This is a genomic window from Paraburkholderia sp., assembly GCF_035656215.1.
GTDB lineage: Bacteria > Pseudomonadota > Gammaproteobacteria > Burkholderiales > Burkholderiaceae > Paraburkholderia.
The window spans coordinates 1-9,915 of record NZ_DASRSY010000454.1 but is presented as its reverse complement, the minus strand read 5'-3'; the positions used below and the strand labels follow the sequence as shown (position 1 = coordinate 9,915).

Annotated in this window: 12 protein-coding genes and 1 pseudogene; 5 read left to right on the top strand and 8 right to left on the bottom strand. The window is 61.0% G+C overall.

All coding sequences use genetic code 11. From position 1 onward, the window contains the following. Window positions 1-48 precede the first annotated feature (48 nt). Window positions 49-612, bottom strand: a complete 564-nt coding sequence (locus tag VFE81_RS26660; RefSeq protein ID WP_325047449.1) for a YceI family protein — start codon at window positions 610-612, stop codon at window positions 49-51. 129 nt (window positions 613-741) lie between these two features. Next, window positions 742-933, bottom strand: a pseudogene (locus VFE81_RS26655) (cytochrome b); the annotation flags it as partial. Window positions 934-1,173: 240 nt separating this feature from the next. Here VFE81_RS26655 and VFE81_RS26650 point away from each other — a divergent pair. After that, window positions 1,174-2,424, top strand: coding sequence for an arsenic transporter (locus VFE81_RS26650; RefSeq protein WP_325047450.1), 1,251 nt, complete (start codon window positions 1,174-1,176; stop codon window positions 2,422-2,424). Window positions 2,425-2,537: 113 nt separating this feature from the next. On the opposite strand, the gene VFE81_RS26645 is transcribed toward VFE81_RS26650, so the two are convergent. Continuing rightward, window positions 2,538-2,783 (bottom strand): hypothetical protein, encoded by a 246-nt coding sequence (locus VFE81_RS26645; protein WP_325047448.1) that lies wholly within the window; start codon window positions 2,781-2,783, stop codon window positions 2,538-2,540. Between the two features lie 381 nt (window positions 2,784-3,164). After that, window positions 3,165-3,500: a hypothetical protein gene (locus tag VFE81_RS26640; RefSeq protein WP_325047447.1), complete on the bottom strand. Its 336-nt coding sequence runs from the start codon at window positions 3,498-3,500 to the stop codon at window positions 3,165-3,167. 439 nt (window positions 3,501-3,939) lie between these two features. On the opposite strand from VFE81_RS26640, the gene VFE81_RS26635 reads away from it, so the two are divergent. The 3 genes from VFE81_RS26635 to VFE81_RS26625 all read left to right on the top strand — a co-directional run bounded on the left by VFE81_RS26635 (window position 3,940) and on the right by VFE81_RS26625 (window position 6,447). Further along, window positions 3,940-4,233 carry an EF-hand domain-containing protein gene (locus VFE81_RS26635; protein ID WP_325047446.1) on the top strand — a complete coding sequence of 98 codons (294 nt, stop codon included), beginning with the start codon at window positions 3,940-3,942 and terminating at the stop codon, window positions 4,231-4,233. 112 nt (window positions 4,234-4,345) lie between these two features. Continuing rightward, window positions 4,346-5,059 carry a response regulator gene (locus VFE81_RS26630; RefSeq protein WP_325047445.1) on the top strand — a complete coding sequence of 238 codons (714 nt, stop codon included), beginning with the start codon at window positions 4,346-4,348 and terminating at the stop codon, window positions 5,057-5,059. Then, window positions 5,056-6,447: an ATP-binding protein gene (locus VFE81_RS26625; RefSeq protein ID WP_325047444.1), complete on the top strand. Its 1,392-nt coding sequence runs from the start codon at window positions 5,056-5,058 to the stop codon at window positions 6,445-6,447. The genes VFE81_RS26630 and VFE81_RS26625 overlap by 4 nt, the downstream gene beginning before the upstream one ends. Here the strand turns inward: VFE81_RS26625 and VFE81_RS26620 are convergent. The 4 genes from VFE81_RS26620 to VFE81_RS26605 form a co-directional block, all read right to left on the bottom strand. Then, on the bottom strand, window positions 6,392-6,658 hold the full coding sequence (locus VFE81_RS26620; RefSeq protein WP_325047443.1) for a hypothetical protein: 267 nt from the start codon (window positions 6,656-6,658) through the stop codon (window positions 6,392-6,394). The genes VFE81_RS26625 and VFE81_RS26620 overlap by 56 nt on opposite strands. 182 nt (window positions 6,659-6,840) lie before the next feature. Then, entirely contained in the window at window positions 6,841-7,212 is a 372-nt protein-coding gene (locus VFE81_RS26615) for a DUF1634 domain-containing protein (RefSeq protein ID WP_325047442.1), read from the bottom strand. Further along, a complete protein-coding gene (locus VFE81_RS26610) occupies window positions 7,209-8,078 on the bottom strand; it encodes a sulfite exporter TauE/SafE family protein (protein ID WP_325047441.1) in 870 nt (289 codons plus the stop codon). The genes VFE81_RS26615 and VFE81_RS26610 overlap by 4 nt, the downstream gene beginning before the upstream one ends. 17 nt (window positions 8,079-8,095) lie before the next feature. Further along, the gene (locus tag VFE81_RS26605) at window positions 8,096-8,842 is read right to left on the bottom strand and encodes a GntR family transcriptional regulator (protein ID WP_325047440.1); all 747 of its coding nucleotides are present in this window, start codon (window positions 8,840-8,842) and stop codon (window positions 8,096-8,098) included. 514 nt (window positions 8,843-9,356) lie between these two features. Between VFE81_RS26605 and VFE81_RS26600 the strand changes: the two genes are divergently transcribed. Further along, window positions 9,357-9,915: alkaline phosphatase family protein (locus tag VFE81_RS26600; RefSeq protein ID WP_325047439.1), on the top strand; the 559-nt coding region annotated here is incomplete at its 3' end.

The following is a 9,915-nucleotide window of genomic DNA, read 5'->3' as shown; positions in this document are numbered from 1 at the left end:
AAGAGATTCTCCAGATTTCAGAAAGTGCTGTGACGCTTCGGTGTCTAGTTACTTTTTCAAAGCGACGATGTGAAACTTAATAACGACTTCGTCGGCGACAACCGACGTGTCTTTCCATTCGCCCGTACCCACGTCGAACTGCGAGCGTTTGATCGGCAAGGTGCCGTCGAAAGTTTGCGTGTTGCTCTGGCTCGCAATCGTGACCGGCACCACGACGGTCTGCGATTTGCCTTTGATAGTGAGCTTGCCGGTGATCTTGTACTGATTGCCGCCGGCCGGCGCGATCGCGCTCGAGACGAACGTCGCGGCCGGATAGGTCGCGCTATCGAACCACTCCTTGCCTTGGGCCTGCTTGTTGTAGTCGTCCGCGCCGAGGTCGTAGCTGCCCGTGTCGATCGACACGTTGGCGCTGCCGGCGGCCGGCTTGGCCGGATCGAAATTCAACTGCGCCGAGAACTTTTTGAATTTGCCGTCCACCGGCACGTTCATCTGCTTCGTCGTGGCCATGACGCTGCTTTTGCTCGTATCGACATCGGCGTGCGCGAGGCCTGCGCCGAAGAAAGAGAAAGCGGCGACGCCGGCCAGAATGGAGTGGTACAAGTTTGATTTCATCGTGGTACGCATCCTATCGAACCCACGCGCTGTGATTGCACACCGCTGGGAATTAGATTGCCAACAGGCTGTAGCCAATCGTCTGCTACCCGCCTGCTTCAGGCGTGCTTCACGCCTGTTACTTATGTGTTATCTGAGGAACGGAATCATCCGCGCGAGTAATCCGTCGCGCTCGACGAATTGATGCTTGAGCGCCGCGAGTACATGCATGGCAACGAGTGCCAGCAAAGTGTAGTTGAGCAGCACGTGGACCGTGCGCAGGCTGGCCTTGAGTGCCTGGTCCGGGCCGATGAGGGTGGGCAGCGGCACGATGCCGAGGTGCGGTATGCGGCGTTTCGCGTGTGAATGCGGATAGTAGGGACGCCAATGAAAACTGACTAGCCAGGGAGAAGAGAACAGATTGTTCCAGCCGTGACGCTAATGTGGATGGAATAAACTCGCGTGGCAGCCTGAATTGTGTGGGCACACAACTTGTGCCCAACCCGTGCGGCATCCCGGTCATGGGTTATGCTGCGCTCCACTCCCGCGCTCGCGCACAATCAGAATCCAGGGACCTGTCTGGTGAATTCCGTCTTCCTGTCTTGGGGTATAGCCATAGCCGCCACGGCCGGCGTCATTACCCGGCCATTCAAATGGCCCGAGGCCATATGGGCCGTCGCCGGTGCGCTATTACTGGTGTCACTGGGCCTGCTGCCCGTCGATCTGGCAATCGAGGCCGTCGGCAAAGGCACGGACGTCTATCTCTTCCTGTTCGGCATGATGCTGCTATCGGAAGTTGGGCGCCGCGAAGGTCTGTTCGACTGGGTCGCCGTACTCGCGGTCAACCACGCCAAAGGCTCGCCGAGAAAGCTCTTTCTGCTGGTCTATCTGGTCGGCGTGGTCATCACGGCCTTCCTTTCCAATGACGCCACCGCGGTCGTCCTTACGCCGGCCGTTTTTGCCGCCGCCAAAAAAGCGAAGACGCATCCGTTGCCTTTGCTCTTCGTCTGCGCGTTCATCGCGAATGCCGCGAGCTTCGTGCTGCCGATCTCGAATCCGGCCAACATCGTGCTGTACGGCAATCACACCCCAGCGCTCGGCGCCTGGCTGATGCGCTTCACGCTGCCTTCGGTGCTGTCGATCGTCGCGACCTATGTGCTATTGCGCTGGACCCAGCGCGAAGCGCTTGCCGGTACCTGCGAGGCCGATCTCGAACCGCTCGAGTTGTCGTCGAGTGGGCGCGTTGCGCTCGCGGGGATTGCGGTGACGGCCGTGGTGTTGCTGACGGTTTCCGCCTTCGATGTCCCGCTTGGCCTGCCCACCGCGATACTCGGCGCGCTGACCGCCGTGGTCGTGCTGATCCAGGAGCGCAAGTCGCCGCTGCCGATGATCAGGGAAATCTCGTGGAGCGTGCTGCCGCTCGTCGCGGCGCTGTTCGTGCTGGTCGAAATGCTTGATCACACGGGTGTCATCAAGGCACTCGTCGCACAGGTGCAAAGCGCGACCCAGCACAGCGAGATGACGACGGCCGGCTGGGCCGGCACCCTCATCGCGATCGGCAGCAATCTGATGAACAACTTGCCGGCGGGTCTGATTGCCAGCTCGACCGTGATGCAGGCGCATAGTCCCGAGCGTGTGATCGATGCGCTCCTGATCGGCGTCGATCTGGGTCCGAATCTGTCGATTACCGGCTCGCTTGCAACGATCCTCTGGCTCAACGCAATTCGCCGTGAAGGCGAAGACGTGAGCTTCCTGAAGTTCTTGAAAGTGGGCGTGGTGGTGATGCTGCCGGCCCTCGCGCTGGCGCTCGCCGCGCGGATTCTGATCGGCTGAGTGGAGAGCATGCGGCGGTGGCCTTGACGCCTTCGCGTGCTATCCATGCCCACTCGTCGATTACCGCTGATTTCCGGCGCGAGGGCGGTCAGTCACTTTCCCATGCTTCTTCATCATCGCAGCGTACCGGTCGAACGCATCGGTGGCTCGGCCAGCAGCATTTTCGCGGACTGTTCGAGCGATCGCAGGGCGGCGTCGAGCCGCGCGAGGCGCGCCCGTTGCGTCGGCATCAGCAAGGTTTTGGGGAGCATGCGCAGGCGGGTGCGCCAATACGACAGCGGGATGCGGTCATTGGTGGATATCAGCCCGAATACGCGTTCGAGGTGGGCGATCTCTTTATCTATATCCTGATAGCTCATCTAACGTTCCGGAAGAAGAGGTGGATGGGCAGTGAAACGGGCAAGCGGTACGGCGGCAATTGGACAGATACGTCCAACTCATTGACACGCTCGGGTGCTAGAACAGAATTTAGCAAGGACCGTACCGCGGGACGCGATGTCGAGTTGACATCAAGCTTTTAAACGCCTTGTATTTGTCTGATGTATCGATGCCGCCCAGTCAGGGCGGCCAGCGGAGGAGACATGCATTCCATCTGTTTTAATTCACGCAACGTGTAGCGGAACGCTGAAGAAGCGAGCCCATCCCGCGTTTCTGCCTGTAAGAATCGTGTCGTAGAACATGAGTTACCAATCGGTGACCATGCCGCGCCCGAAGTTGTCTGATGAACCGCTTCGGCATCTTTAGCGCGGCATCGCCATCAAGGGTTGCGTGTAGGTGACGGCGGGCGCCGGCACGATCGCATAGTTGGCCGGCGCGGGCACCACGACGGTCGCGTATGAGGCGAGGGGAATTGCAGGCGGCGGCACGGGCGTGCCGACCGCTACAGCAACAGGAATCGAAGCCGGCGGCGCGACCACATAGACTGGTTTGACTGGCGCGTAGTAGTAGACAGGGCGTGGCGGCGGCGCATAGACCACGGCAGCGGGCATATAGACGACCACCCGGGCGAACGCCGTCGACGAACAGGCCAGACCGATGGCGGTGAAGGTAGAGGCACAGACGAGACGAATACTCACTTGATACTCCTGAGACGTTGAGCGGCGCGTCTTCCAGTGAAGATGCAGGCCGGCTGGTTCGGATTGCTTGAGAGTTCTGCCGAATTGTTGAGGCGCGTATGGCGCTTGTGGTGCTGGTTGTGCTTATGGCACTTGTGGCGCCAGCAGACGAAAGATACGCAAACCGCCTTCGAAACGGCAGCGCGAACTTATTTCATTCCATGTCGCGCGAGAGAGGACCATGACGACATATGCGCGCAGGTGTCGGGAACACATGCTGGATTACGACGACAGCGCCGCGTGTGCCTGCCATACCAATGTCACTCAACACCATGACATATGGCGACACGATTCTGAAATTGCCTTCCGGCGGCGCTTGCACAAGAATGCGGCCTGTCATCGAACGGATCGCGGCAGTTTTGCAGGCGACGCACGATGAGTCCAATCGAAGGAGTCAGTCATGAAGAAGTTGATCGCCGTTGTGCTGCTGTCCTGCGCATCCACCGTTACGTTTGCCCAAACCGCCGCGCCGCAGGGCGGCAATCCTCAGCGCATGGAACGCATGGCGCAGCAGCTGCAAACGCGGTTTTCGAATGCCAACACCACGCACGACGGCAAGTTGACGAGGGACCAGGCCGCCGCGGGCATGCCGATGGTCGCGAAGCATTTCGATGAAATCGACACGCAGAAAACGGGCTACATCACGCTGCCGCAGATCGCGGCATTCATGCAGGAACGCGGCGCAGCGCACTGAGCCGCGCGGGTATCGGCGGGATCGTAGAATCTTTGAGGCTCCAACGCGCGAAGAACTCTGCCACGTCCTGTCGCCCTGTGCGCCGCCTGACGCCTAACCGAGGAGCTTTCGTATGGATCGCCCCGCCAAAATCATCGTGCTCGACGACGAAGCCGAACTGCGCAACATGCTGCAGCGCTTCCTGCGCGGCCACGGCTTCGACGTACGGATCGCGGAAGACGGCAAACGGCTCGACCGTTATCTGGAGCGCGAGCCATTCGATCTGCTCGTGCTCGACCTGATGATCGGCGAAGAGGACGGCCTCGCCATCTGCGCCCGTTTGCGCGCACAAGGGCAGACGCTGCCGATCCTGATGCTGACCGCGAAGGGCGATCCGCTCGACAAGGTGGTCGGCCTTGAAACCGGCGCCGACGACTATCTCGCCAAACCGTTCCTCCCGCGTGAACTGGTGGCGCGGATCAATGCGCTGCTGCGCCGCCAGAAGATGGCCTCGGGCGATGTCACCGTGACCTCGCAGAGCGTGCGCTTCGGCGATTTCAGTGTCGACGTCGGCAAGCAGCAGTTGTCGCGTGCTGGCGAACTGCTGGAGCTTCATTCGGCGCAGATGCTGTTGCTGGTCGCGCTGGCCTCGTCGCCGAACCGGCCTGTGAGTCGTGACAATCTGCTGGCGCGCGCCCGTGGCCGTGAGCACGATGCGCTCGATCGCAGCATCGACGTGCAGGTACTGCGGCTGCGGCAGATCATTGAGGACGACCCGTCGAAGCCGCGCTTCATCAAGACCGTGTGGGGCGTCGGTTACATGCTGATCGCGGATATCGACTCATGACGCGCTCGCTGTTGCAGAGGGCGCTGCCGAAAACGCTGCTGGCGCGCAATATCCTCTTGCTGATCGTGCTGGTGATGCTGAGCCAGATCTGCGTGCTCGGCGTCTTGCTGCACTATGTGCAGCGGCCCCGCGTCGAACGGGCCGCCACGGTGTTCGCCACCTACGTGACGACGCTCGACAATCTGCTTCAAGCCACACCACCTGGCGCGCGTGCCGATTTGACCGCACGCCTCGACGCTCGCGCGCAACTTCCAGCCGAAGCTGCTGTTAAACCGCCGCCTGGTCTGATGCACGCCTATCGCACGTATCAACGCGACGTGTTTCTCGAGAGCTTGCGCGCGCATCTGCCCGCCGACATGCCGGCGCGCTGGCAATCCGAAGGCGGTCAACGGTTGTGGATTCGCATGCGCGCGCCGGCCGATGCGCCGCACACGCCGTACTGGATCGCGCTGCCGATTCCCGAGGACGCGCAAGGCGCCGGACTCGACGCGGCGATCCTGCTGTCGCTCGGTTTGGGCGCGCTGGCGGCGCTGACTGGCTACGTGATCCAGCGCCACCTCAACCAGCCACTTCAGGAGTTGACGCGGGCGGCGCGCCGCGTGAGCGCCGGTGAAACGCCCGCGCCGTTGCCGACCGACGGTCCTGCCGAGATTGCCACGGTAAGCAGCGCATTCAATCAGATGACGCATGCGTTGCAGCAAGCCGAAGCAACGCGCGCGCTGATGCTGGCGGGCATCTCGCACGATATCCGCACGCCGCTGACCAAACTGCGTCTTTCGATGGCTATGGCGATGCCGGACGGCAGCGACAGCAGCTTCGTGGTCGCTGCCGAGTCTTACCTCGATCAGATCGAGACGATCTTGCAGCAGTTCATGGATTACGCGGGCAGCGGCGAGCGCGAGGCCGCCGAGCCCGGCGATCTGAATGCGCTGATCGAACGGCTAGCCGGCGATTTCGCGGGGCTGGGGCATGAGTTCGAGTTGTTGCTCGCTGCATTGCCCGCGATTGCGTACCGGCCGATCAGCATGATGCGGCTCCTGATGAACCTCATGCAGAACGCAATCGTATATGGCGGGACCGGACTCGCTGTACGGAGTTGGGCCACAAGCGAAGCCGTGTATGTCTCGGTCGGCGATCGTGGCAAAGGGCTTTCGGCGGCGGAGTTAGAACAACTGAAAGCGCCGTTTCAGCGTGGCCGCAATGCTCGCACGCATAGTGGCGGCACCGGGTTGGGGCTTGCGATTGTCGAGCGGATCGCGCGGCTGCACGGCGGCAGCCTGCAGTTTCATGCGCGCGAGGGCGGCGGGTTGGAGGTGTGGGTGGTGTTGCCGCTCACTTTCGATCCAGCCACGCGTCCAACCCCACCCGGAATGCCACGCCCGCGATAACCGGCACGGTCAACATGAGAATGATGCCAAAGTTGGGAATCTCGTCGCCGTATGTAATCGGACCGTAGAGCACAACCGTCGCAACGATCGCGAAGACCACGACGCCGACCGCAACCATCATAAGATTGCGCGCCACGATGGACAGATCCTTGCGCTTTGCCTTGTCCGGCTTGGTGCTGGCGGTGGGGACGTCGTCGTGTTGGGCGGGCATGATGGTTCTCGTGACTGGAAGAAGTGCCGCGCAAAACGCGGCTGCCAATGCAACTTCAAAACGCGTTACAAAACGCTACGACAAAATGCATTACAAAGCGTGCACTACAAAGCGCAGCGGTGAGCCGAACGCCAGCCGGTGCGCGATTGGCATCATACCCGGGGTCGTTCGTGCCGCGCAGATCAAGCTGCGCCAGCCAGCAATCCCGCGGCGACGATCACCAGCACGAGGGCGGCAATCGCGCTGAACCGGTAGTCGCGTTGATGCAGGAACATCCCTAGCATCAATATAAGCCGCATTATCGGCAGCAGGATGAAAAGCGCGATGCCGACGGTCACAATATGCATGCCTGTCGGCGTTGAAAGGAAGCCGGGGTGAATCCGCAGGCCGGGTAGTGCGTTTCCAACGCTGTTTTCAAAAGCGCTTTCGGCGTGGCTTAGAAGGCTAATTGCAAGGCCCGTCGCAATCGTGCCCGTTGCCACCCATGTGCCGTAGTGCAGGAGCTTCGCTAGCCAGTATTCGAGCCGTCCCACGGTCGACGCGATGCCGCTCATGCTGACGCTCCGAATAGTTGGACGCCGAATGCTTCGAGCAGCATCTGCACGGCGAGCAGCGCAAGCACCACAACAAAGAGCACACGCAACTTCTCGCCCGATACGCGCGTGAGAACGCGCGCGCCGAGCACGGCGCCGACAACCGAGCCCAATGCCACAGGGCCGGCGATCGCGGCCACGATCTCGCCGCGCAGGAAGTAAGCCCCCGCGCTGGCCGCCGCCGTCACGCCGATCATGAAATTGGACGTGGCGGACGAGACCTTGATCGGCAGGCGCAGCGCCGTGTCCATCGCCGGAATCTTGAGGACGCCGCTGCCGATGCCAAGCAACGCTGAAATCAATCCTGCTCCGTACATCAGGGACAAACCCAGCGGCACGCGTTGCACGCGATAGTCGACATCGCGTCCGAGCGCGCGATCCGGATAGCTCGAATCCAGTTGCAACGAAGCGCCCCACGAATGTGCGCCCGGCGCGTTAGCGTTATAGCTGGCGATCGGGTCGGCACGCCGTGCGAGCATTTGCTGGGCAGAGAGCAGCAGAATGACCGCGAAAATGAAAAACAGCACGGGCACGGGGATGAGCCCGCTCAGCAGCACGCCGGACAATGCGCCCAGCGTGGTGGCGGTTTCCAGAACCACGGCGAGACGAATATTGGTCAAGCGACCGCGCAGGAAGGGCGCTGCGCCGCCGCACGAACAGGCGATCACCGAAACGATGCTGGCGCCAATTGCGACGTGAATATCGAGGTGGCCGAACATGGTCAGGATGGGCACGATAAAAATGCCGCTGGCCATGCCGAGCATGCCGCCTGACGCGCTTGCCCCGACCGACACCGCGAAGAGCCACAGCGTGTAGTTCAGATCCATTACAGCCGCCGCGCCGCTCATTGGCCGTTCGGCTTGCGCCGGGCGAGACGGGTGACGAACTGGATCTGATCGCCGCGGTAGTACAGCTTTTCATAGTCGACCGGCCGGTTTTCGTCGCAATACGAGGTTCGCTCGATCAGGAAAATCGGGCTGCCCGCGTCGACCTCCAGGGCCTGCGCAACGGCTTCGTCCGCGGCGATCGCCTCGAGCCGGTATTCAGCTTCGATCAGCGGAATGCCGTACTTCTCTTCGAGCAGCGTAAAGATCGGCTCCGCCTCCAGATCGTTTTCGATGATTTTTTCGCCGATGTCTTTCGGCAGCCAGGTTTCGTCGAACGAAAGCGGTGTGCCGTCGGCGATGCGCACGCGCTGAATATGGACGACGGGCGTACCCGGTTCGAGCGCCAGTTTGCCGGCGACGGCATCGCTCGCATTTTCGATCTGTCTCGCCAGCAGCCGGGCGGTGGGATGGCGACCGTGCGCACGCATATCCTCGACAAAGCCGCTCAGTTCGGTGAGCGGCTGAGTGAGGCGCGGCTGGGTCACGAAGGTGCCTTTGCCACGGCGGATTTCGATCAAGCCGCGCGTAATCAGGTTCTGCACCGTTTTTTGCAGCGTGGTTCGGCTGATGTTGAAGCTTGCCAGCAGGCTCGCTTCATTGGGCAACTGCGTGCCTGGCGGATACGTGCCGTCTGCGATCCGCGCGGCGAGTATTGCTTCGACCTGCGCGTAGAGAGGGAGTTGGTTGTTGCGGGCGGTGTTCATTGTAGACATCATGACGTCATGATGTCTACGTGTCAAGGCGCGATTTCGGGCTTGATCTGAGGAAACGAGGGGATCGAGATTGGAGTGCGTTTGAGTTCGTCCGGATGGAGCGTTACCTGATCGTCAAACCACCGCTTCGATACAACGCACGAAGTATTCGGCGGGCGCGGTCAACACCATGCTGTCGCGATAGAGAAGAAACAGTTTGCGTGCCGACGGCTGCTATCGGGTGCGGCGCGTCGAGCGGTATCTGATTGCCTGAGACCTCCCGCACCCGGCAGTCGTCGCGTTTCCCCCTAGTCGAGACGGACTACGTGCCGTTAAACCTCGCATGTTAGCCTCGCTTTGCATCAAAACGGCGGTCCCAGTCTCGGGATGTGCCGGTTTTTTTGCCAACGGGTAGCACGGGAAATTGCATGCCAATCGACTCAATCTGAATTTGTTCGGCATGCAAAATAATCGGGAAGTGTGACGACTCGATCAGATTGGGAAAACACAAATAAAAGGGAAGGGAATGTCAAAACGCACCTGGATGCGCACACTTTTCGCTGCCATTTCTGCTGTCCTCGTAGGCGTTATCGTCGTCGCGTGCGGCTCGTCGTCCTCGTCGCTTAATGTGACCGGGCAGCAGCAGATCAAGCACGTCTTCGTCATTACGCTCGAAAACGAAAACTACGCGACCACCTTCGGCGCGAACAGCAAGGCGCCGTATCTGTCGCAGACGCTGGCTTCGCAAGGCGCGCTGGTGCAGCAGTACTACGGCACGGGGCACGTGAGCCTCGACAACTACATCTCGATGATTAGCGGTCAGGCGCCGACGCCCGAAACGGACAACGATTGTCCGATCTACCAAGACTTCAAGCTCACGGGTATGACGGCGGACGGTCAGGCGATCGGTTCGGGCTGCGTGTATCCGACCAGCATCAAGACGTTGCCAGACCAGCTGAAGGCCGCTGGCTACACCTGGAAGGGCTATGAAGGCGACATGGGCTACGACCCGACACGCGAAGCCGCCACATGCGGCCACCCGACGCTCAATACGACCGACCTGACCCAATCGGCCGAAGCGCCGA